The sequence below is a fragment of the Streptomyces sp. NPDC002156 genome (genome assembly GCF_053593675.1).
In genome coordinates this window covers 1-23,363 of the sequence record NZ_JBSFDA010000160.1, presented here as the reverse complement: position 1 = coordinate 23,363, position 23,363 = coordinate 1, and the positions used below count along the sequence as shown (strand labels likewise).

The window sequence follows — 23,363 nt, the reverse complement described above, 5'->3', positions numbered from 1 at the left end:
ACGATCGTCCGGGGCGAGGGCACGTCGCACGGGCGGAGCCTCCTTTTTTGCTCCCGGTGGCGAACTAGTGTCGGCAGAGACGGCAACTATTTCGCTGTCCGATCTCTTGAAGGCGAAAAGTGTCGACAGTAGTGTCCGACTCGAACCCCGCGTGAGGAGATCGGCATGCATGAGCTGTCCCCGGCCCGAGTCGTCCGTCGCGGCGAGGAACGGTACGAACAGGCCCGCCTCGACGCCGTCTGGAACGAACGCAAACCCACGCGCCACCCCGACGTCATCGTCCTCGCCGAGGACGAGCGGGACGTGGTCGCCGCCGTACGGCTCGCCCGCCGCGAGGGAATGACGGTCGGGATCCGCTCCGGCGGACACAGCTGGGTCGGCAACGGCGTGCGGGACGGCGGCATGCTGCTCGACCTGTCCCGGCTGCGGGACATCACCGTCGACCCGGAGCAGCGGACGGCCACCGTGCAACCCGCCGTCAAGGGACCGGAACTGCTCCAACTCCTCGAACCGCACGGCCTGTTCTTCCCCACCGGACACGCGCCGACCGTCGGCCTCGGCGGCTTCATCCTCGGCGGCGGCTACGGCTGGGACTCCCGCCGGCTCGGCCCCGCCTGCCTCAGCATCGACGCCGTCGACGTCGTCCTCGCCGACGGTACGCTCGTCCACCGCGCCACCGACGCCACGTACCCCGACCTGCTGTGGGCGGCGCGGGGGAGCGGCCCCGGCTTCTTCGGCGTCGTCACCCGCTTCCACCTCGCCCTGCACGACCGCCCGCGCCGCATCCGCCGTACGGTGCAGAGCTATCCGCTCGCCCTGCGCGACGAGGTGCTGTCCTGGGCGTACGACAAGCTGGACGAGCTCGACCCGGCCGTCGAGTTCTCGGCGAAAGTCGGCTTCACGCCGGGCCTCGACCGCAAGACCGTCTCCCTCACGGCGACCGCGTTCTGCGGCAAGGACGACGAGCTGCTCGCCCCGCTGGAGGACGCGCCCTTCCGGGACCTGGCCATACGGGCTGTCGTGACCGCCGACACGACCATGCCCGACCTGTACGACGCCGCCGACCGGCTCACCCCGCCCGGCATGCGCTGGGCCCTCGACGGCATCTGGGCCGACGGGCCCGTCGAACGGATCCTCGACGCCTCCCGAACCCTCTTCGACTCGATCCCGGACACCACCAGCCATGTCCTGTGGATGCTCTGGGGCGGCTTCCCGGAACGGGCCAACGCCTGTTGGTCCAGCCAGGCCAAGGTCTATCTCTCGCCCAACGCGGGCTGGACCGACCCCGCCGAGGACCTCGCCCACGAGCAGTGGGCGCACGGTCAACTGGCCGCGATCCAGCACCTGTCGAAGGGCCTCCAGTTCTCCGACAACAACCTCGCCGACCGCCCCGACCACGGACTCAGCCCGGCCAACTCCGCACGCCTGGAGACGATCAGGGCCGCGTACGACCCCGACGGCCTGTTCCACACGTACATGACCCCTCGCGAATCGACCACCGCGTACGCCGCCGCCGGATTCAACGGAGTCGTCGTATGAGTCGTATGACACGCGGATCCAGCCTGTACGTCGAGGACGTCGGGATGAGTTTCGGGCGGGGTGCGCAGGAGCATCGGGTGCTGGGTGGGTTGTCGTTGCGGGTGGATCCGGGGGAGGTGGTGTGCGTCGTCGGTCCGTCGGGTGCGGGCAAGACGACGTTGCTGCGGTGTCTGGCCGGGCTGAAGCCGCCGACGCAAGGGGCGGTGCGTTATGGGGAGTTGCCGTTGACGGCTCCGCATGCGGACATCGCGGTGGTCTCGCAGGACTACCGGGGTTCGTTGCTGCCGTGGATGCGGGTGTGGGACAACGTGGCGTTTCCGCTTCAGGGGCGGGGGGTGAGGAAGGCCGTACGTCGGCAGCGCGCCCTTGAATGCCTGGAGGCGGTCGGGCTGGCGGACGTGGGGGAGAAGTACCCCTGGCAACTGTCGGGCGGTATGCAGCAGCGCGTCGCCATCGCGCGCGGTCTGGCGTACGACGCGCCGGTGCTGCTGATGGACGAGCCGTTCGGGTCGGTGGACGCCCAGTCCCGTTTCGACCTGGAGGATCTGACCCTGGAGCTGCGCCGGCGGTTGGGGATCACGGTGGTGGTGACGCATGACATCGATGAGGCGGTGTATCTCGGTGACCGGGTCGTGGTGCTGGGCGGGAAGCCCACGGCGGTCCTGGAGACGTTGACGATTCCCCTGGGCACGGACCGGGACCAGCTCACCACGCGCGCGGATCCCCGCTTCACCGAACTGCGTACACGCGTGCTGTCCCGCATCAGAGGCGAACGCGCACCAGCGGATGCAGCCCCCGAAAGCCGGCCCGAGGCGCATCCGGAGGTGACCCGGAAATGACCTCGCGCTTCGACCATGTCGGTATCTCCGTGCCGGAGTTGGAGGCCGCGATCGCCTGGTACGGCGAGGCTCTGGACCTCACCGTGGAGCACGCCTTCGCGGTCCCCGGCACCGACCTGCGAGGGGTGATGCTCCGTCATACCAGCGGCTACCGCGTCGAGTTGCTCCACCGCCCGGGCGCGACGCCCGGCCTCGCGGCAGACAGCCCGTTGGAGGCCGCGCACACGCTCGGCCTCGGTCACCTCTGTCTGAGCGTGGACACACCCGACGAACTCGACCTCGCCTACGCCCGGTTGGTGGCGATGGGTGCGCTGGAACGTATGACACCGCGTCCCGCGCCGCGCCCGGGCGCCCGTATGGCGTTCGTCGCCGACCCGTACGGAAACCTCATCGAACTGATCGACAGGCCGAGGACCTGAGCCGGGACGGGATCCGTCTCCCTCCGCCGCACCGCATCGCACCACCCCTCTGACCGGCCGACGCCGAGCGTGGGCCGACCATGCCCGAAAACAGGCAAGGGAGTCGATGGTGACCCACAAGAACCTCGCCGAACTCACCGACCGCGAAGTCACCTTCAGGTCCCGCCCCAGAGCCCTCCTGGTCGCGGTCGCCGCCCTCGCCGCACCGGCGATCACGGCGACGACCGCGACAACTGCCCAGGCCGCGCCCGGCACAAGAATCACCGTCGGCTCCGGTGAGACCCTGGAGCTGACCGCGACGACCAGGGCGAGCGTCCTCACCATCGCGGCCGGCACCTACCGGGGCACTGTCGTCCTGACGGTCGCCGAGGCCACCGACCTCGCCTACAGCGACCTCACCTTCCCCTTCCGCCAGGCCCTGTACGTCGACGCGGACGGTGTGAACGAGGCGAGGTCCGTGCCCTCGAACGTCCGTGGCGGCACCGTCACCGACACCAAGGCCTGCGACATCGCCCTCCTCTCGGACGGCGAGGCGTTCAACGGCGTGTACGTCACCGGCGGCGCCACCTACACCCTCACCAGGCCGAGGATCGCCTTCGCGGGCAACGGCCGCTGCGACTTCATCGGCTACGGAGCCTCAGTCGTCGGCACCGGCGCGGGCACCACCCTCGTCGTGGACGGCGCCAAGATCAGGAACGAGGGCGTGGTCCGTACGGCGCTCATCGCCGACGCCAGTGCCAACGTCGTCGTCAAGAACTCGCACCTGCACTGCGCCGACGGCACCCTGCCCGCCGAGTACGTCCCCACCGGCGACACCCGCTACATGATGGATGTCCCCTGGATGCTGGGCCTGTCGGGCAACGTCCGCACCACCAACCTGCTCGGCGCGGGCACCAGGGCGACCTTCGTCACCTCGACGATCTCCTCGGAGAAGTGGGGAGCCCTGTCGGTCGACGGCGGCAGCTACTGCACGCTCACCGCCATCAACAGCACGATCGCCAACACCGGTGGCCAGGGCTACGGTTCGTACGCCATCGGCAACGTCACCGAACACTTCCTCGGCTGCACCTTCGACGTCGGCGACTACGCCCTCATCCACTGGGGAGCACGAGCCCACTACGGAGACAGCACCGAGGAAGCGGTCGCGGCCCTCAACGACTCCCTCGAACTAGGCCTGACGAGCACCGAGTTGAAGAAACTCCCGATCCGGCCGACGATCATCGACGCGGGCCGCTTCATGGTGCTCTGGTACAACGCGGGCTCCGTCACCATCGACGGTGGCACCCAAGTCCGTACCGGAGAAACGGCGTTCATGTGCAAGGCGGTCGCGAGCACCGTCACCGTGGACGGCTCCGAGGGCGCCACGATCAACCCGGGCAACGGCATCATCTTCCAGCTGATGGACACCGACCGCCCGAGCAGCGTCTCGGTGACGGGCAAGCCCTGGCGCACGGAGACGATCGGCACCTACACGGAACCCACCACCGACCCGGTGAAGTCGTCGACCTGGGTGACGACTTCACCCCAGACGACCGACGCGAAGGCGACGTTCACGGAGATCGCCCTGAAGGGCGACTTCTACAACGCGGTACGAGGCGGCGGCAACGCCAACCTCCAGGGCCAGAACCTGACCCTCACCTTCACCACCTCCACGTCACCACCATCACCTCGGCCCAGTACCGAGAGATCAGCGAGGTCACCAACACCCCGAGCGCGGTACTGATCAACGGCGTCCTGGTAACCCTGGACGCAGGCTCGACCTGGACGGTAACGGGCACGTCCTACCTCAGCGCCCTCACCCTGGCAACAAACGCAACGGTCAAGCCCCCAACAGGCAAGACCCTCACCTTGACGATAGACGGCACAGAAACCCAGCTGGAACAGGGCAAGACATACACGGGAGCACTGACACTAACGGTGTCGTAAGGGGATAGGGGGGCGGGGGAGAGGGACGCAGTCCCCTTCCCCGCCCCCCCTAGGGGCGCGGGGAACTGCGCGACAAGCCACAGCGCACCCGCACCCGAAGAACTCACCCCTACGAAGCGTCCATCACCGTCCCCGTGAACTCGGGCCCAGGCACCGGCTCCCCCGTCTCCTCATCGAAGCCCGTAACCCGAACCCGCACAGACTCCTCCCCCTCAACCACCGAGTCCGCAACCGTAGGAATACTCAGCTCCGCGCTCACCTCGCCCGGAGGGATCGACACCCACAGATACAGCCCCTCGATCGAGGACAGCGCCCGCTCCGGCAGCGGCGACTGCCCGGAGTTCTCCTCCAGCCACGCCGGATCAACATCCGTCGTGGACAGCTCGGCCCCGCCGGCGACCGGCAGCACCTCCAGGATCGCGTTCATCTCGGTGCCGGACGGCGCCGAAAGCGTCGCACGCCAGGTCAGCCGCTGACCCTCGGTGACCCGGTCCGCGACCGGAGCGACGGTCACCGTGGGCTGGGGGTCGTCGTTGAGGGCGGTCACCCCGCCGATGTACGAGCCGATCACCGCCCCGCGCACCGCCTTCACGAACACGAACTGCCAGGCGTCGTAGTCGTACCGGGTGTCACCCTTCACCGTCACCGGGACGTCGATGCTCTGTTCGCCGGGACGCACCGTCACCAGCCGGTTCGTCACCGTCTCCGACCCGGGATTCTGGACGTACACCCGAACCGCGCCGCCGGCGCCGCCCTGCCCGGCGATCCGGACCGGTACCCGGTAGGTGCGGGTGCCGGAGTCGCCCTCCTTGACGGTGAGCCGTCCGATGTCGACGCGCGGCAGCGCGGCCGGCCGCACCGCGGGTGTGCCCGGGCGCCAGCTCCAGGCGTCGATCAGCCAGGCCTGCCCCGAGCGGCTGCGCGGAGTCAGGTCCACGCTGCGCACCTTGCGCAGGTCGACCCCGGCGGAGGCGGCGGCGGACAGCGGTACGCGGACCTCCCGCGCCCAGTACGAGGCCGTCCGATTGCTCCCGGGCAGCCCGTCCACCCGGACCCGGCCGAGGGTGGCGCGCTTGCCCGCGGTGTCGGTGACGGACACGTCCAGCTGTGTCCCGGTGGTGTTGGGCGGTACGACGACACGCAGGGCGAGGCCCTTGGCGCCGCCGAGGGACACCGGCCGCTCGGGACGCACGTGCACCGCGGTTCCGGGCTGCGACCACTTGAAGGTGACCGCGCGGCGGCCCACCTCCCGTTGCGTCATCCAGCCCGCGAAGTGCGGGGACTCACCGCCGCTGTCCGCGGCCAGGCACCTGGCCGAGGGCCGGTCGTCCACCGCCGAGCACAGCCGTCCGCCGCCGCCCTGCACGGTCACCGCGCCGTCCGGCAGGATGCCGGCGGAGCGGTTCCCGCCCACGGCGTGCGTGAGGACGCGCGCCGGGTCGGCGGACGGTGCGCGTCGGCCGGAGCCGTCGAGCAGCGGACGTACCCGGTCGTCGCCCGCGACGAACAGCCGGGCCGCCGCCGCGATATAGCTCGCGCCCGCCTTGTGCTGCTGGTCGGCGGTCAGCCGGGTCCGGGCGCCCACGTCGCACACCGGGTCCTTGGCGTCCGGGTCCGACCAGAAGTCGTCGTCCGCCGGTGCCTGCGCCTGCCCCGGCGTCCACTCGGTGTTGAAGTAGTTGTGGTTGGCGCCGATCACGTACACCGCGCTGTGCAGGGCGGCGCCCCGGCTGATGCCACGGGTGCCGTCCAGGGCCAACTCGCCCTGGAGATCGGACACATCGCCGTCACAGCCCGGCAGGATCGTCACCGACGGCACGTCGGCGACCGGGTTCTGTCCGAAGATCGTCGGGCCGATGAGGACCGTACCCCGGATGTTCCAGCGCACCGGGCCGCCGTACCCGTCCTGGTCGGCCGGCGGACGGTACAGGCTGTCCATCGCGGCCCTGTTCACGCCCTCGCCGCCGCGCGAGTGACCCACCAGCAGCACGCGCGAGAGGTCGGCGACCGGAGCGTTCCGGACGACCGCCGGTGCCGAGGGCCGGTTCGCCGTCCAGTCGGCCCAGCGGGCGAGATGCTGCCGGACGAGGGAGGAGCGTGCCTGTGCCCCGGCGTCCTCGATCGGGCCGTCCTGGGCGTTGATGCCGTTGGCGGAGATCGACACCGTCACATAGCCCTGCGACGCCAGGAGTTTCTGGTCGCGCAGATAGCCCCGGTAGCTCGGGATCTGCTTCTCGCCGGCCGGGCAGGGCCACGCGCCGCTGATCTCGTCCGTGCCGGGCTTGTAGCAGGTGGAGTGTCGTCCGTGCAGGAACAGCGCGAGGGGCCTGCGGCCGGAGGCGCCGGTCGGCGCGACCACCACGGCCTTCATCTCCACCGGCACGGACATCCCGGGCAGTTTCACCGAGTCGAGCGTGTACTCGCCCGAGACCGTACGGTACGAACCCGGCTTGCCGGGGTCGACGGGATTGGCCGGGGCCAGGGCGGGCGGGGCGATCGCGGCGCGCCGCTCCTCAGGGGCCGCCGCTAGTCCGGCCGCGTCCAACCGGCGTCCACCGGCGCGCACTTGGAGGTCCTCGAACCCCTTGGTCCCCTGAAGTCCCCTGGCGCTCAGGGTGTCTTCGAGGGGGAGCCGGAACGTCCGGCCGTCCTTCGCGGCCGTGGGCCTGCCGAGCAACCGGTCGCCCGCGTAGAACTCGACGCGCGCGTCACCCATCGGCACCGGTCTGCCGGAGCGCCAGACGAGCTGCCGCTCCGCACCCTCACCGGTGAACGTCCAGCCAGCGGGCAGCTGTTGGGCCGCCACCTCCGACCGGGGCGACGGCTCCGCCTGCGCCCATCCTGGCGATGCCCCCACCACCGCGAGTACCGCCGCAGCGGTGACCCATATTCGCCGGGCACGTAGCAATGGTCTCCTCCTCCTGGCCCTTGCTCAGGAGCCCCGGTTCCCCGACGGCCCCTCTCGCCCCGGAGGACGGGATCGGAGACCTGTGGGTTGCCTGTGGGGAAGTGGAGAAGGAGGAAAGGGAGTTGACGGACTGTCAGACCGTCGGCCGGAACGTCAGATCCAGGCGCGGTACGGCTCGTCAAGGAGCTGGAACACCGGCTCGCCGCGCACCGGGTCCTTCGCGGTGGCCAGCCGGACCCGGTCCCCGCTGTGGATGCCGGCGGCCGGACCCATCACCCGGCCGCGTACGACGAAGCCCTCGGCCATCTCGACCAGCGACACATTGCGCGCGGCCGGCGTGTTCCGGTGGACCACCGTGGCGTGCCGGACCGTGCCCGTGCCCTCGCTGCGCTCCGTACGCAGGTCGCTGCCCGCGCAGACCGGGCACAGCAGCCGGTGGTACATCGCGGTGGCGCACCAGCCGCAGCGCTGGAAGACCAGGGTGTTCGTGTCGGCCGGGGCGTCGAGCAGGCCCGTGGCGGAACCGACGGCCATCGGACGAGTGGCGCCTAGTGAGTGGTACACGGTGTCATCTCCCTGCGCTCGGCCTGAATCCGAAGTGCGCGGTTCGCCGTGCCACCGTGCACGACCTCAGGGTATGGCACTCAGTGTCACGCGTAAAGGCACTGCGTACCCTCAATTCTCGGGCTGTTTGGTGAGCGCGGACTCGATCTCCTGGACGACCCGCCACATGGGCGCCCCACGCCGCGAGACGAGGACCACCACGTCCTCGGTCCCCGCTTCGGCCTCTTTCCCGCCGGAGCCCGGGGGCGGGGTGCCGAACGCTGCCTTCACATAGTCCAGGGCATGGTCGACGGCCGTGGTCGCGTCGCCCTCCCCGTCCGAACGCAGCCAGGAGCGCAGCGCGTTGTTGTGGGCCGCGACGACGGCCGCCGCGATCACATCGGCCCGCAGCATTCCGTCGGGCCGGCCGGCGAACCGCTCGCGCAGATACGCGGCCAGGGCCCGCTCGTACCGCCAGACCACCGACAGCTCGGACGCGCGCAGCCCGGGCACCTTCTTGGTGAGGCGGTAGCGCTGGACGGAGAAGGCCGGGTTCTCGGCGTACATGAGCAGCACCATGCGGGCGGCGGCGCACACCCGCCCGACCGGTTCCGCGTCCTCGGGGCTCTCCGCGAGGTACGCCGTCATGTCGGCCAGGCACCGCTCGTGGTCCGGGAAGACCACGTCCTCCTTGGAGGGGAAGTAGCGGAAGAACGACCGGCGCCCGACCCCGGCGAGCGCCACGATCTCGTCCACGGTGGTCTGCTCGTAGCCCCGCTCCAGGAACAGCTGGAAGGCCGCCGCGACCAGGGCGTCCCGCATGGGCGGTTTGGTCATGGACGGGAAACTAGCATCAGAGCGAGGCCGATGGCACTCAGTGCGCTGCGTACGGGGAACTGAGTGCCCCCAGAGATACGGCCGGCGCCGCGTTTCCCGCGGCCTCCGCCAACCTCCGCCCGTCGCGCTGAACCCGGCGGCCCCCGACCGCGTATCACTCCACGGAGCCGACGGCATCGCCGTCCGCGGTTCTTGTGCGGAACGGACAGAAAACCGTGCCGCAGTCCGTACGCAGGGAAGGGGAGCAGAGTGTCGACACCGCCCGCACCGGGCCGGCCGGAACGCCGCCGGACCCTGGAGCCGACGCGCGTCCTGCGCCGACGCCGTACCGAGGCGCTGGCGCAGCTCATGCGGGAGCACGATGAGGCGATGGCCGCCGTGCCCGAGGGCTATGAGGCCGTGACCCTGCCCAGCCCGGCGCCCGGCGCCGAGGACGCCACGCAGGAACTGCCCCCGGTCGCCCCGCGCAGACGTGCCCAACGGAGGGAACAGGCCGAGACCGGCTTCGGGTTCGGGCCGAACCTGCGCCGCGTCGCCGTCGTGGTCGCCGTCGGTGCGGCGGCCCTGGTCGGCTTCGGCTCGGCCCTGCTGCTCCCGGGCAACGCCCAGGGCGAGGAGGCCGGGCCGGCCCCCTCCGCTCCCTCGACCGCTCCCAGCGCGTCGGCACCGGCCGCGGCCGACCCCGGCTTTCTCAAGGAAGGGGACAGCGGCCCCGAGGTGACCGAACTCCAGGAACGCCTGCTGCGCATCCCGGACGTCTACACCGACGGCGCCACGAGCGGCAGTTACGACACCGCCCTCGCCGAGGCCGTGGCCCGCTTCCAGCTCTGGTACGGCATCCGCGGCGACGAGACCGGCGTCTACGGCGACGACACACGCAAGGACCTGGAGTCCCGCACGGCGTCCTGAGTGCCCTGGTCGCCGTTCAGCGGGCGGCGTGGGTGTCGACCAGGGCCTGGGTGACCTCGCGGATGCTGCGGGCGATGTGCTGGAGCTGGAGCACCTCGGCGGCGTACATCTTGATCGTGTGCTCGATGACCGACTCGCTCAGGCCCAGGCCGGGCAGGTCGGCGCGGGCCGTCTGGAGGGCGGTGCGGGCGACCCGGATCTCGTGCTGGACCTGGATGTGCGCGTGGCGGGCCAGCAGGATGGGGTGGCGGATCAGCGTCGGGTAGCCCGCGTAGCGCGTCGGCACCAGCTCGCGCAGCCATTTGACCGCCGAGCGCTCCCAGTCGTAGCTGCCGGGGATCTTGACCTGACACGGCCAGTCCGGGCCGGTCCGCGTGGCGATCGTGGAGGTCAGAGGCATGGTCATCGCTTCCGGGAGTGCGGCGTCGACAGGGTGGCGACGGTATTCAGCGGCCCCGGCCTAGGGGATGGCCGGGGCCGCAACGGGCGTACGCGCAGGCGACACCCGTCCGGACACCCGAGGCGCCGACGCGGGTAGGAGACGGCGGCAGCGGGTCCGTGAGCAGTATTTATATATGCCGTCCGGTTTGCAAGAAGTATGAAAAAATTCATGCACAAAACGGGATGAACGCTCATACGCCCATATGTTGGTCTGCGCGGATGAGAGGGGGGCGGACTCAGTCCCGGAGGAAGAACTGGTGCAGGTCGGCGCTCTGTTCGTACTCCTCCAGGCGCCCCTGGGTCCGCTCCGGATCGGCGTCCGTCATGGCCTGGAGCAGCGCGGCCGACAGCACCGCGGGCCCGGCGTACGAGTCGAAGACCAGCCGGGAGCCCGTGCCGGTGGCGAAGGTGATGTCGGCCTCGTCGGCCAGCGGGCCGAGCGCCAGGTCGGTGATCAGGGCCACCCGCAGCCCGGCCCGCCGGGCCACCTGCACCGCGGTGAGCGTCTCCTGCGCGTGCCGGGGCATCGAGAAGGCCAGCACCCAGGTGCCCCCGGCCTCCCGCGACTGGAGAAGCGCGTCGTAGGCGACACTGCCGCCCCGGGTCACCAGGCGCACGTCGGGGTGGATACGGCGGGCGGCGTAGGCGAAGTACTCGGCCAGCGACCCGGAGATACGCAGCCCGAGCACGGTCAGCGGAGTCGAGCGCGACAGGCTGCGGCCGACCTCGATCACCCGGTCGGGGTCGGCGAAGTCCTGCCGCAGGTTCTCCAGGTTGGCGATCTCGGCGTCCACGGCCGCCTGGAGTTCGTTGCTCCGGTTCTCCTCCGCCGTGCCCGGCGCGCTCGCGAGAGTGCTGAGCGCGATCGCCTGGAGCCGCTCGCGCAGCGCGGGGTAGCCGCTGAAGCCGACGGCCGCCGCGAACCGGGTCACGGACGGCTGGCTCACGCCGACGCGGTCCGCGAGGTCCGTGATCGACAGGAACGCGGCCTCGGTGATGTGCTCGATCAGATACTGCGCGATGCGCCGTTGCCCGGGGGAGAGCCGGGGCCCGTCGAACAGCTCCCGCAGCCGGGAGGCCGGCGCCGCCTCCGCCTCAGGGGCGGTCTTCCCCGAGGTGATCGCGGACGCCTGGGCGCGTGCCTGCTGCGGCGATGGCACCGATGAGCCTCGTTCGTCTCCCACAGCGACTCAACATAGCTCACCGTTCACCGGCGGAAGATCGTGATCGAGTGGCCGACCTCGTCGACCTCGTGGCTGGTGTGGATCAGCACCGCCAGCCGGCCCGTCGCCTTGGCGATCGAGGAGTCCGACACCACCAGCAGTCCGCGCACCTTCCGTTCGGGCTGACGGCGCGGATCCGACGCGCGGATCCCGTAGTACGACGGCACACCGCTGCCCTTGTAGACCAGCCAGACGTGCTGGCCCGCGTACCGGTCCCGCAGCCGGTCCGCGAGCCGCCCCAGGTCCTGGCCCCAGTCGACGTTGGAGTCGTGCAGCCGCTCGTGCGTCTTCGCCGAACCCCCGAACGCCTCGTTGGCGTACGGCAGATAGAACGGGAACGTCCGCAGCGAACTGACCGCCACGAACACCAGCAGCCCTGCCGCGACGAACGGCACCCACCGCCGCCGCAGCGCGAGCACCCCGATCGCCGCCAGCGCACCGAACATCGGCACGAAGATGGCGTACCGCACCCCGAAGTTCCGTTCCCCCTCCATGGCGGCGGCCAGCAGTACGGCCGTCGGGAGCAGCAAGTAGGGCGCCACTGGCCGGAGTTGATGGGACGTCACAAACGCGACGGTACCCGCGGCCCACAGCGCCAGCATGCCCAGCGGTGTCTTCACCAGGAGCGCGGCCGGCAGGTAGTACCAGCGGGAACCCTCGTAGTGCCGCCCGAAGAGGAAGCCCTCCCAGTGCGCGTTCTCCAGGCCGAACTGCATCCGCATCCCGTCGCGGTAGGCCTCCGGGAAGGGCAGCAGCCCGGCCAGCTGCCCTCGCAGCCCGTGCACCACCGGGACCTGGCCCGCGCTCGGCGTCCAGCGCAGCCGGGTATCGACGACGAGATACGACGCCCATACGACGGCGACCGCGACCAGCGCCACCAGGGCCGCGCCCGCCACGGCGCGCACGAGCAGCTTCCGGTGTGCCCCCGGAGCCGAGGTGTACCGGGCGTGCCACACCGACAGACCGGCCAGCAGAAGCAGTACCGGGACCGCGGCGAGTGTGTTCATCTTCGTGGCGACGGCGGCCCCGAGCGCCAGTCCGGCGAGCGGGAGACACAGACGGGGCCGTCGCCGCGCCCGCCACAGCAGCCACACCGACGTCAGCACGAACCCGGCCGCCGGTACGTCGAGCGTGGCCAGCGAGCCGTGCGCGACGACGTCCGGCGAGAACGCGTACAGGGCGAGCGCCCCCAACCCGCCTACCGCACCGGCGAGTTCACTGCCGAAGGAGAACACCACGAGCCCGAAGAGCAGCGTCAGCACGATCACCGGCAGGCGTGCCCACAGCATCAGCCGCCAGGGGTCGTTGCCGGACTCGTAGAGCAGATGGCGGCCCATCTGGCCCTGGTTGCCCTCGAAGTGCCGGTCGAAGTGCGGGCCGGCCGCGGCGACTCCGGCGGCGACGATCAGCTTGCCCAGCGGCGGGTGCTCGGGGTTGAGGCGCAGACTGTGCTCGTGGAGGTACACGGCCGCCGTGCCGACGTACACGGGCTCGTCGATGGTGGGCGTCTGCTCGACGGCCGTGGTGATCATCGCGACGGCCATCTGGAGGAGCAGGACGGCCACGGCGAGCGGGACCAGCAGGCGCCGGTGGTGTCTCAGCAGGGCGAGCAGCCGTGCGCGTGCGGTCGGGGGCGAGGGGGCGGTGCCGGGGAGCAGCTCCACCGGGGCCTCGACGGCGGACGGGGCGAGAACCGTGTGCCGGTCGCGCGTCATCGGTCGCACCGCGGCGACGCCGACCGCGCGGCGGCGGGAGTGATCCGGAGCCGGGCCATGGCCCTACTCTCGCATCAGCTCCCGCCCCGCAGCGTGCATTACCGCTTCAGGAGTCGTACCGACAGACCCTCCGACGTGTACACCGGGACGGCGCGGACGGTGTCCGAGTTCACCTCGATGCGGTCGAACTGCCCCCGCACCACCGGGGCTTCGATCACGGAGACGACACTGCCCACGGTCGGCGGCTTCTCGGAGTCGAGGGTCAGCGACAGGACGCTGCCCTTCTCCAGGACCACCCGGCGCGTCACCGTCACGACCTCCTTGCGACGGCCCGCGCGCAGTGTCACCGCGAGCGTCGCCGACTTCTGGGAGTACGTGCCGTGCAGCTGGACCGGCTCGGTCACCCGCAGCGTGCCACCCTGCACCTGGACGTCGCCGTGGCCAAGACCGTGGGCCGAGGAGGAGACCAGCGTGCCCTCCTCGATGACCGTGCCGCCCGTGTAGCTGTTGTGCCCGGTCAGCGTGAGCGTGCCGGTGCCGGTCTTGGTCAGTCCGCCCCGGCCGTCGATGTCGTTGCGCCACGTGTCGGCCGCGCCGAAACCGCCCGCCGCCGCGTCCAGCGAGACGGTCACGTCGGACTCGAAGGAGCCATAACCGTCCGCCGCGGCGAACAGGTTGAGCCGGCCCCACTGCTCGGCGCCGTCGAGCAGGACGTACCCGGCGGGCAGCGCGGTCGTGCGCAGCACCGCGCGCCGCTGCGCCGCGTCCAGGTACGGCTGACGCGTCTCAAGGAGCACCTCCGCGCCCTTGGGCACGGTCAGCGCCTGGTCGCGGCCCTTGCGGTTGAGTATGTACGTCAACTTCGGCGTGACCGTACGGAGGTTCGTGTCCCGGTCCGCGTACGCGTCGCCGGCCTCGGGGTGCGCGTAGGCGTTCAGAGTGTCCGCCGTCGTGCCGGTCTGCGCCTGGAAGTAGGCGAGGGCCTGGGCGCGCGCCGCAGCCTTGAGAGCGGCGTTGGCCGGGTCGGCGAGGGCGGCGGCGGCCAGGGCGGTGGCCATGATCCGCCCGCCCAGGACGTCGACGGGGGAGTGCATGCCCGACATGATCCGGGTGTGGCTCAGCTCGAAGGCGCGCGTCACGATCTCCTGGAAGCGCTCCGGGACCGCGTACGCGAACGCCAGCGCCGCCAGATGGAAGGCGTTGGTGTGGCCGCTGGGGAAGCCGCCGTCCTCGGCCGGGTTGGTGCCGCGCTGCCGCAGCAACTGCGTGACGACGACCACGTCGGACTCGTACACCGGGAAGCCCAGCGCGTCGGTCGCGCCGGTGGGGACGACCTCGCTGTCCTCGTTCATGCGCCACGGACGCGGGTACTGGAAGGCGAACTTGGCGGGGTTGCCGGAGGCGAACGGACCGCGCACGGTGTCGACCAGCTTCGCCACCTGACCGAGGTCCGAGGTGTACGAGCCCGCACCGAGCGCGGATCCGGCCGGGGCGCCCGCCGGGACGGAGTCGCTGATCGTGGTCGCGGGCGTGGTGTCCGGCGCCGCCGTGATCGACGTGACCGCCTTGGCACCCGCCTTGTACAGGTCGGCCAGTGGGCCCAGCGCGGCGATCATCGCGTAGCTCTGGTGCTGGCGGTCGTAGACGAACGCCTCCTTCGCCTGCGCCTCGGTGCGTGCCTGGGTGATGCGGGCGCAGTAGCGCACGTTGGCGCGCAGCACCTCGGGCATCAGCGGTATGCCGGTGTTCCAGGCGGCGCCGGTCTTCCACACCTTGGCGAAGCCGCCGAGGATCCGGAGCACGGCGTTGGTCTCGGGCGTCTGGTTGGCGACGATGTTGGTCGTGTAGTCGTCGACGAACGCGGCGGCGGTGGTCGCGGACCTCGCCTCGACCGAGGAGGCGGCGGTCGCGGCGCTCGCCTCCTCGACGCTCGCCCAGGTGAGCACGGTCGGGGCCACGACCAGACCGGCCGACGCGGCCAGGGAGGTCTTGAGGATGCTCCGCCGGTTCAGGGCGGGCCGGACCGACGACGCGGTGGTGTGGAGTCCGTCTGAAGACGGCATGCGCGTGCCTCTCTGGAGTTCTTCGGCCGTGCGGCCAGGAGGGAAGGTGGTGCGGGCGACTGCGCCTCGGCGAGCACATGAGACGAGCACATGAGGCGTGCCGGCCACAGGTGGCCTGTGATGAGGGTGAGTCGTACGGGTGAAGATCTACGGTCGGGCGATGTCCGGCCGGGGATTGCTCAATGGCCGGAACGTGTCATACGAGTGAACGGGCCAACGCCACGGCACCCGTCACCGGCGCCACCCGCAACGGCCGCAGCCGCGCACCGGGGACGAGTATGGCAAGGGACGCCAACAGCGCGTCGTGCAGGGCGGGTTGGGCGAGCACCGTACCGCCCGAGACCACCACGTCGTCGACGGCGACCCCGCGTCCGGCGAGCCGCACCACGAGCGACGCGAGCGACCTGCCGCCCTCCGCGATCACCTCTTCGGCGATCAGGGAACCCCTCTCCGCGGCCTCGAACACCACGGGGGAGTGCCGGCCCCACTCGGCCGAGACATCCGTGGCGCTCTCCAACGCGGCGCCCAGCGCGGGCACTTCACTCACCCCGAAGGCCGATATGAGCCCCGCGGCGAGCGCGTCGGGCGCCTCGCCCCGGTCATGGGCGGCCCAGACGGCCCGCGCCGCCTCGCGCACGAGACCCGCGGCCCCTCCTTCGTCGCCGAGGACGGCACCCCAGCCGCCGACCTGGACGAGAGTGCCGTCGGAACGCCGCCCGACGGCCACCGAGCCGGTGCCGGCGACCAGGCCGACACCCTTGTCCAGTCCCGCCGCCGGGACCAGCAGTTCGGCGTCGCCGACCACCAGACACGGCACGCCGAGACGTTCCTGAAGGACGGAGCGGATCTCCTCGCACTGCCGGGGCGTCTCACAGGCGTGACCGCCCACGGCGACCGAGGAGGGGAGGGTGCCCGCGGGCAGCGCCTCGCCGACCAGGGCGCACAGCCAGTCGGCGGCGGCCACGGGGTCGTGTGGCCGCCAACCGCTGCTCGAACGCACATGATCGGCGACGGTGACGCTCCCCGCGTCGGCGCGGAGGTGGGTCTTGGTACCGCCCACGTCGATACCGACGGCGATGGGCGCGGAGTCCTGCACGGATCCTCTTTCGTCGTTGCGCGGTGGCTGCGACGGTGGGCGAACCGTGTCTGGAGCAGGGAAAACCTGACGTACGGAAGAGCTGCAGAAGAGCTAAGGAGGCCCCGGGACAGGCCTCTTCGCGGACACGGCAGGCGAGTACCGTGACATTCGTTAGGAAGTTAACTAACGAAGTACAGTGCGTGTCAAGAGGTATCGCGCACCCGGCCGCGACGGTGGTCCGAACGGGCCGGAACGCGGCGGGAAACCGCGGTACCAGGGCGTCCCATCGCCGCATCCCACGACATCGAGCTGCTGGGGGAGCGCGGCCTTCGACCTTGGGGAGACTGTGGAACACGACGTGGCGAAGGCCCCCCGCCTGACCGAGAGCGCGAGCGCGGTGTTCGCCGTGCTGGCCGGGGCGGGCACGGCCACCCGGCCGCAGCTCGCGAGTCTGGCGCGCCTGTCGAAGCCGACCGTGTCCTCCGCCGTGGCGGAGCTGGAGAGCGCCGGGCTCGCCGCCCACTCGGGCATCGCCTCCGGCGGTACGGGCCGTTCCGCCGCCGTATACGGGCTCGGACCCGCGGCGGGCTCCGTACTCGCCGTCGACCTCGGCCCCGCCCTGACCAGGGCACGCGGCTGCGCTCTGGACGGCACCCTGCTCGCCGAGGCCACCGGCTCCCGCGAGGAGGCCGCCGACGTGGTGCGCGAAGCACTGTCCGCACTCCCCGCCGACGCTCCGCTGCGCACCATCGTCGTGGCCGTCGGTGACGTCACCGCCCGCGCCGAGGAGGGCACCGTCCGTCCGGCGACCGCCAAGGCGGGACCCGTCTTCGACGCGGTGGCCGTGGCACTGCCGCCCGGGGTGCCCGTCCATCTCGAGAACAACGTCAACTGCGCCGCGCTCGCCGAACTGCACGAGGGCGCGGCGCGCGGCCGGCACACCTTCGGCTATCTGCGGATCGGTGTCGGTATCGGTCTCGGCATCGTCGTGGGGGGCCATGTGCTGGCCGGGGCCAACGGGGCGGCCGGAGAGCTCGCCCGGCTGCCCTACCCCTGGGACGACGACCTGGAGCCCCGTCACGAGGCCCTGGAGGAGTACATCGGCGCCCGCTCCCTGCTGCGCCGGGCCGCCGAGGTCTGGCCGGAATCCGACGTTTCGTGCCCCCATACGGTCGATCGGCTGTTTTCGCTGGCCGGAGAGGGCGCCGCCACGGCCCGCGCGATCGTCGACCGGCACGCGGTGGACGTGGGCCGGCTGGCCGCCGCGGTGACCGCCGTACTGGACCCCGGGCTGCTCGTCCTGGGCGGCAGCACCGGCTCGTTTCCGCAGCTCCTGCCCGGTGTGCGGGCCGAGCTGGAGCGGCTGAGCTGGCCCACCGAGGTGGTCAGCAGCCAGGTCGGTGATCTCGGCACGGTGGTGGGCGCGGCGCGGCTCGCGGTCGTCAGGGGAGTCCAAACCGTGACCGAGGCGGCGCGGACGAAGCATTGACGGTTTCGGACTCGGTCTGCCAATGTCCGGACAAGCGCTTTCTAAGTCGGCCGGGACGCCGGCTTGGGGCGAGCCTCCCGCCCGTACTCGACGTACGGCAACCGCACGAGGGCGTGCCCGTGCGGTGACGGCCAGCAGGCCGGGGATCCCGCCCCGCGTGGACGACGCGGCCGGGCGAGGCTGCGCCCCCCGGAAAGCAACCTTCCTGCAAAATGCACCAGTGCCGCCTCGGTCGGCGCCGTGCTCTGCCCCCTACCGAAAAAAAGGGATCGAAGATGACCACTGTGGGTGTGCGGCGCTCCAGCCGACTCGGCCGCGGCGGTATGCGCCGCCTGGTTCCCCTCGCTGCCGCCGCGTCGGCAGGCGCCATGCTGCTCTCCGCCTGTGGAGGGGGCTCCGACTCGGGCGGTACGTCCAAGTCGCTGACGTTCTGGATCTCCACGGTTCCGGGGCAGGACGCGGGCTGGAAGAAGTCGGTGGCGGAGTACAAGAAGGAAACCGGCGTCGACGTCAAGCTCGTCAACATCCCCTACGACGGCTACGACGCGAAGCTGCGCAACGCCGCGCAGGCGAGTTCCCTGCCCGACGTGGCGGCGGTGCCGAAGATCGACCCGATCTGGTCGAACAAGCTGCTCGACCTCAGCTCCATCGCCAACAACAAGACCAACAAGATCAACGCCAACTTCGTCGCCAAGGACTCGTCCGGGAAGGTGCTGTCCATCCCCTCGGACGTCACCGCGTCCGGCATGTTCATCAACAAGTCGCTCTTCGAGAAGGCCGGCGTCTCCTACCCGACCTCGCCCTCCAAGACCTGGACCTGGACCGAGTTCATCAAGGCGGCGAACGAGGTCCGGGAGAAGACCAAGGCCAAGTACTCCCTGACCTTCGACCAGTCGCCGTCCAGACTCCGCGCCATGGTGTACGAGATGGGCGGGCAGTACATGCACGCCGACTCCTCCGGCAAGTTCTCGGCGGACGAGGCGACCAAGAAGGCCGTGAACACCTTCGTCGGATGGAACGACGACAAGACCATGCCGAAGTCGGTGTGGACCAGCGGCGCCGACCCGTCGGCCATGTTCCAGAGCGGTGACGTCGTCGCCTACTGGTCCGGTGTGTGGCAGGTCGCCTCCTTCGCGGAGAGCGTCACGAAGTTCGAGTGGGCGAGCGTCCCGACCCCCGCCGAGCCGGTGCAGGCCAGCGACGTCAACAGCGGCGGCATGGTCGTGGGCTTCAACAACAACAGCGACGCGGCCACCGCCGCGAACAAGTTCATCTCCTGGCTGTACGAGCCCGAGCACTACAAGGCGCTGTGCGAGGCGTCCGGGTTCCTGCCGGTCGAGAGCGGTCTGAACCCGACGTACCCCTTCAAGTCCGAGGCGGCGCAGGCGGCGTTCAAGCTCTACAACGAGTCGATCCCGCTCTACGCCCCCATCTCCGGCTACTTCAACGTCGCGCAGACGAACTGGGCGCTGAAGGGCAAGAGCCTCACCGACGACCCGACCAAGGCGGAGATCGGCAAGGCGATCAACGGTGAGCAGTCGGCCGACAAGGCCCTGGAGAACATCGTGGCCGGCTACAACCAGCAGGTCGGCGGCGCGTCGTAGGCCCCAGGTCCGGGCGGCGGTGCGAGCCACCGCCGCCCGGACCTGGACGTTCGCGTGATGCCGGGCTCATGGCGTGAGCCCACCGCAATCCCATCCACCAGCACGGAGTCAGGAAGATGACACAACGAGCCTCGGACGTGTCCGTGAGCCCGCCCAAGAGCCGCAGCAAGAGCCGCAGTAAGTACACCCTCGCGCCGCTCGTCCTGATCGCGGCCAATGTCGTGCTCTTCGCGCTGTTCTTCGTCTGGCCGGCGGTGATCGGGCTCGTTTACTCCTTCACGAACTACACGGGCATCGGGTCGTTCCAGTTCGTCGGACTGGACAACTACCAGAAGCTGCTCGGGGACTCGACCTTCTACGACGCGATGACCCGCACGCTGCTGTACACCGTGCTCTTCGTCCCGCTGAACTTCGTGCTGTCGCTGCTCATCGCCAACGTGCTGGTGAGCAAGCACGCCAAGGGCGCGTCGGTCGCCCGCCTCTTCTTCTTCATCCCGTGGCTTCTGTCGCCCATCATCGTGGGTGTCCTGTGGCGATGGCTGTTCGGTGAGAACTTCGGACTGGTCAACTACCTCATCGAGAAGGTCGGCGGAAGCGCCGTTCCGTGGCAGTCGAACGCGGACCTGTCACTGATCGTGGTCGTGGTGGCGGCGTCCTGGGCCTGGACGGGCTTCTCCATGCTGCTGTTCATCGCGGCGATCAAGAACGTACCGACGTCGTACTACGAAGCGGCCTCGCTCGACGGCGCCGGTCCGTGGCGCCAGTTCATCAGCATCACACTGCCGAGCATCGCGCCCACCTCCTTCATCGTCATCCTGCTCAACACGATCCACGCGATGAAGGAATACGCGGTGTTCGCCTCCCTCAACAGCGGCGGACCCGGAACGTCGAACAACCTGCTTGTCCAGTACATCTACCAGACGGGGTTCAAGGCAGGCCAGATCGGCTACGCGAGCGCCGCGTCGTTCGTGCTCATGCTCATCCTGATGGGCGTCGCGGTCATCCAGATGATGGTCAACCGGCGGGTGGAGAACCGATGACAACCACAGACATGCCGCGCAAGGTCGACGCCGACTCCGTACGGGCCGTCTCCAAGAAGAGGAACCGCGGCTCGGCAACCGGCGGGCTTCGGCGCGCGATCGCCCCGACGACTCTGCTGTGGGTCCTGGCGGGCCTCTACGGGATTCCGGTGCTGTGGTTCGTCCTCAGCTCCTTCAAGCCGGCGGGAGACCTGTTCTCCCTTCCGCTGACGGTGTTCCCGGAGAACCCCACCGTGTCGGGTTACAAGGCGGCGTGGGCAAGCGCCAACTTCGCCCAGTACTTCATCAACACGACCCTCGTGTGTGTGATCGCGACGATCCTCACGGTGGGAGTCAGCTGCTGCACCGGGTACGCGCTGGCCAAGTACGACAACAAGTGGCTCAAGGCCTTCTTCCTCTGCATCCTGGCCACCACGATGCTGCCGGCCGAGGTCATGCTCGCCCCGCTGTTCCTGGTGGTCCGCGACCTCGGCTTCTACAACTCGCTCACCGGCATCATCCTCCCGGCTCTGCTCACCGCGACCGGGTGCTTCATGTTCCGCCAGTTCTTCCTGACGGTCCCCGACGAGCTCATCGAGGCCGCCCGCATCGACGGCGCCAAGGAGCTGTCGATCTTCCTGCGGATCATGGTGCCGCTCTCCCGGCCCATCGCGCTGACGCTCGCCATCCTGTCGTTCCAGTGGCGGTGGAACGACTACATCTGGCCGCTGCTGATGCTGAACGACCCCGAGAAGTTCACCGTGCAGATCGGCATCCAGAGCCTCGTAGGGGCACAGAACATCAACTGGTCGGTCCTGCTCGGCGGATCGGTCATCTCCATGATCCCGCTGATCGTCGTCTTCCTGGTGTTCCAGAAGTACGTCATGAACGCCGACATCAACGCCGGCCTGAAGGACTGACCTTGTACGTCCCGCTCGACCACGAGTTCGTCCGTGCGGCGGCCCACGCCGCCGACCGGCAGGCCGCCCCGCTGACGGCACGCCCCGACGAGGAACCCGCCGGTGTGCCACACCGTGGTCTGGCGCGGCGGGTGAAGACCCTGATCGCGGCATACCGGTCCCCGGACTCGGCACTGCACGACAGCGGACAGGCCGTCGCCGCCGCCATGACCCACCTGCGTGCCCTCCGGGCCACGCAGACCGGCACCGGCCTCTTCGCCGGCGGCGACAACGTGCAGTCGCCGCCGGACTCCGGCTTCACCGTCAACGACGTGTGCGACGCGCACGTCCTCGCCGCCGGCGGCGGCCCCGAACTCCACGACGTCACGGCCGCGCTCGCCGAGATCGCCGACGCCGCCACCGGCAGTCTCCTCACCGGCGGGGTGCACACCCCGAACCACCGCTGGGAGCTGTCGGCGGCACTGGCCCGGCTGCACCGGTCGTTCCCGGACGACCGCCTGCTCGACCGCGTCGAGGAGTGGCTCTCCGAGGGCATCGACATCGACGCCGACGGCCTGTACTCGGAACGCAGCGCCAACTACGCGGCCCACGTCTCCAACCCGTCGCTGCTCCTGCTGGCGGAGGTCCTCGGCCGCGCCGACCTGCTGTACGCCGTCGAACGCAACCTCGCCACCACCCTGGACCTCATCAGGCCGGACGGCACGGTGGAGACCGTCCACTCGCGCCGCCAGGACCAGAAGCACCCCTTCCCGCTGGCGCCCTACCTGCCGCACTACCGGCTGCTCGCGATCCGCACCGGCCGGGGCGACTTCGCCCGGGTGGCGCGGCTGGCGGCCGCCGACGGCATCGACGACCCCGACCTGCTCGCGGAGACCCTCCTCACCCCGGACCTGTGCCGCGTCCTGCCGGCCCCGGCCGAGGAGGCACTTCCGCGCGACCGGTACCTCACGACCGCACGCCTCGCCACCCGCGTCTCGGCCACCGCGCACACGGTGGTGTACGGCGGCTCCGACGTGCCCGAACACCGGCGCATCCGCTCGGGCCTCGCCTGCAACCCCACCTTCCTGCGCCTGTTCGCCGGCGACGCCGTCCTCGACTCGGTCCGTCTCTCCCGGGGCTTCTTCGACCTGGGCCCGTTCCGCGCCGCCGACATGGAACAGCCCGCCGACAACCGCTACCGGCTCACCCAGACCCTCACGGCCGCCTACTACCAGCCGCTCCCGAAGGACGAGAGGCGGGACGACGGCGTCTACCGGCTGGTGGACGACGGACGCTTCTCCGCCTCGATGGCCTTCCCGGACCGCCCTCAGGACGAGGTCTCCCACACGACCAGCGTCGAGGTGGACCTGCGGGAGGACGGCGCCGACCTGCGCATCGACATCAGCGGACCACCGGTGCCCTGGTCCCTCGAACTGACCTTCCGGCCGGGCGGTGTGCCGGAGGGCGCCGTACCGATCGGCGACGGACGCTGGTGCCTGACGAGCGGGCCCATGACCTACCGGGTCGGGGACGACGAGATCCGCGTCGAGGCCGACCTCCAGGCAGGCGACCCCCTCGCCGGGCCGGACCGGAGCGACGTACTGCGCTACGACCCCGGTCAGGACTACACCGTGGTGGGCGGCACCGACGCGACGACCGGGAATCGCGTCTACATCGGCGGACTCGGCCCGCACACTGTGACTGTCGCACTGCGCGCCCACCGGCCCGCACTCGTCGTGTGACTCCGTGACTTTGTGACTCCGACGAACCACGCCATGGCCACCCCGGGCATGAAGGACTGAGGGCATTGCATCTCCCGCACCAGCGAGGGGCGTTGCACGATCTGCCGGCGTCTCCGGCCGACTACGACGCCGTCCTGACCGCCGTCGCGGGTGAGGCGAGTGAGCGCCTC

The 23,363-nt window shown here is 70.4% G+C and carries 18 protein-coding genes; 10 read left to right on the top strand and 8 right to left on the bottom strand.

From position 1 onward, the window contains the following. Window positions 1-165: 165 nt before the first annotated feature. From ACWCRB_RS39835 to ACWCRB_RS39820, 4 genes are all read left to right on the top strand, one after another. A complete protein-coding gene (locus ACWCRB_RS39835; protein WP_451000731.1) occupies window positions 166-1,539 on the top strand; it encodes an FAD-binding oxidoreductase in 1,374 nt (457 codons plus the stop codon). Further along, window positions 1,536-2,378: an ABC transporter ATP-binding protein gene (locus ACWCRB_RS39830; RefSeq protein WP_451000730.1), complete on the top strand. Its 843-nt coding sequence runs from the start codon at window positions 1,536-1,538 to the stop codon at window positions 2,376-2,378. Before ACWCRB_RS39835 ends, ACWCRB_RS39830 begins: the two co-directional genes overlap by 4 nt. Then, complete coding sequence (locus ACWCRB_RS39825) at window positions 2,375-2,797, top strand: VOC family protein (RefSeq protein ID WP_451000729.1); 423 nt, start codon at window positions 2,375-2,377, stop codon at window positions 2,795-2,797. The genes ACWCRB_RS39830 and ACWCRB_RS39825 overlap by 4 nt, the downstream gene beginning before the upstream one ends. Before the next feature lie 106 nt (window positions 2,798-2,903). Then, window positions 2,904-4,520 (top strand): hypothetical protein, encoded by a 1,617-nt coding sequence (locus ACWCRB_RS39820; RefSeq protein WP_451000728.1) that lies wholly within the window; start codon window positions 2,904-2,906, stop codon window positions 4,518-4,520. Between the two features lie 312 nt (window positions 4,521-4,832). Here ACWCRB_RS39820 and ACWCRB_RS39815 read toward each other — a convergent pair whose 3' ends face one another. From ACWCRB_RS39815 to ACWCRB_RS39805, 3 genes are all read right to left on the bottom strand, one after another. Then, window positions 4,833-7,631 (bottom strand): alpha/beta hydrolase family protein, encoded by a 2,799-nt coding sequence (locus ACWCRB_RS39815; RefSeq protein WP_451000727.1) that lies wholly within the window; start codon window positions 7,629-7,631, stop codon window positions 4,833-4,835. 153 nt (window positions 7,632-7,784) lie between these two features. Next, the gene (locus ACWCRB_RS39810) at window positions 7,785-8,165 is read right to left on the bottom strand and encodes a Zn-ribbon domain-containing OB-fold protein (protein WP_369031114.1); all 381 of its coding nucleotides are present in this window, start codon (window positions 8,163-8,165) and stop codon (window positions 7,785-7,787) included. 141 nt (window positions 8,166-8,306) lie between these two features. Beyond that, on the bottom strand, window positions 8,307-8,996 hold the full coding sequence (locus ACWCRB_RS39805; protein ID WP_451000732.1) for a TetR family transcriptional regulator: 690 nt from the start codon (window positions 8,994-8,996) through the stop codon (window positions 8,307-8,309). A gap of 264 nt (window positions 8,997-9,260) precedes the next feature. Here ACWCRB_RS39805 and ACWCRB_RS39800 point away from each other — a divergent pair, with 264 nt between their 5' ends. Next, entirely contained in the window at window positions 9,261-9,920 is a 660-nt protein-coding gene (locus tag ACWCRB_RS39800) for a peptidoglycan-binding domain-containing protein (RefSeq protein ID WP_451000726.1), read from the top strand. 16 nt (window positions 9,921-9,936) lie between these two features. Here ACWCRB_RS39800 and ACWCRB_RS39795 read toward each other — a convergent pair whose 3' ends face one another. The 5 genes from ACWCRB_RS39795 to ACWCRB_RS39775 all read right to left on the bottom strand — a co-directional run bounded on the left by ACWCRB_RS39795 (window position 9,937) and on the right by ACWCRB_RS39775 (window position 16,458). Next, a complete protein-coding gene (locus tag ACWCRB_RS39795; protein ID WP_451000725.1) occupies window positions 9,937-10,326 on the bottom strand; it encodes a hypothetical protein in 390 nt (129 codons plus the stop codon). Between the two features lie 271 nt (window positions 10,327-10,597). Beyond that, the gene (locus tag ACWCRB_RS39790) at window positions 10,598-11,521 is read right to left on the bottom strand and encodes a MurR/RpiR family transcriptional regulator (RefSeq protein WP_451000724.1); all 924 of its coding nucleotides are present in this window, start codon (window positions 11,519-11,521) and stop codon (window positions 10,598-10,600) included. 47 nt (window positions 11,522-11,568) lie between these two features. Next, window positions 11,569-13,299, bottom strand: coding sequence for an ArnT family glycosyltransferase (locus ACWCRB_RS39785; protein ID WP_451000723.1), 1,731 nt, complete (start codon window positions 13,297-13,299; stop codon window positions 11,569-11,571). A 98-nt stretch (window positions 13,300-13,397) separates the two neighbouring features. Continuing rightward, window positions 13,398-15,362 (bottom strand): phosphatase PAP2 family protein, encoded by a 1,965-nt coding sequence (locus tag ACWCRB_RS39780; protein WP_451000722.1) that lies wholly within the window; start codon window positions 15,360-15,362, stop codon window positions 13,398-13,400. Window positions 15,363-15,558: 196 nt separating this feature from the next. Then, entirely contained in the window at window positions 15,559-16,458 is a 900-nt protein-coding gene (locus ACWCRB_RS39775; RefSeq protein ID WP_451000721.1) for an N-acetylglucosamine kinase, read from the bottom strand. A gap of 340 nt (window positions 16,459-16,798) precedes the next feature. On the opposite strand from ACWCRB_RS39775, the gene ACWCRB_RS39770 reads away from it, so the two are divergent. The 5 genes from ACWCRB_RS39770 (at window position 16,799) to ACWCRB_RS39750 (ending at window position 23,193) form a co-directional block, all read left to right on the top strand. Beyond that, a complete protein-coding gene (locus ACWCRB_RS39770) occupies window positions 16,799-17,929 on the top strand; it encodes an ROK family transcriptional regulator (RefSeq protein ID WP_451000720.1) in 1,131 nt (376 codons plus the stop codon). A gap of 275 nt (window positions 17,930-18,204) precedes the next feature. After that, the gene (locus ACWCRB_RS39765) at window positions 18,205-19,533 is read left to right on the top strand and encodes an extracellular solute-binding protein (protein ID WP_451000719.1); all 1,329 of its coding nucleotides are present in this window, start codon (window positions 18,205-18,207) and stop codon (window positions 19,531-19,533) included. A gap of 116 nt (window positions 19,534-19,649) precedes the next feature. Further along, on the top strand, window positions 19,650-20,573 hold the full coding sequence (locus ACWCRB_RS39760) for a carbohydrate ABC transporter permease (protein ID WP_451000718.1): 924 nt from the start codon (window positions 19,650-19,652) through the stop codon (window positions 20,571-20,573). Continuing rightward, window positions 20,570-21,472, top strand: a complete 903-nt coding sequence (locus tag ACWCRB_RS39755) for a carbohydrate ABC transporter permease (protein ID WP_451000717.1) — start codon at window positions 20,570-20,572, stop codon at window positions 21,470-21,472. Before ACWCRB_RS39760 ends, ACWCRB_RS39755 begins: the two co-directional genes overlap by 4 nt. 2 nt (window positions 21,473-21,474) lie before the next feature. Further along, window positions 21,475-23,193 carry a hypothetical protein gene (locus ACWCRB_RS39750; protein WP_451000716.1) on the top strand — a complete coding sequence of 573 codons (1,719 nt, stop codon included), beginning with the start codon at window positions 21,475-21,477 and terminating at the stop codon, window positions 23,191-23,193. Window positions 23,194-23,363 lie beyond the last annotated feature (170 nt).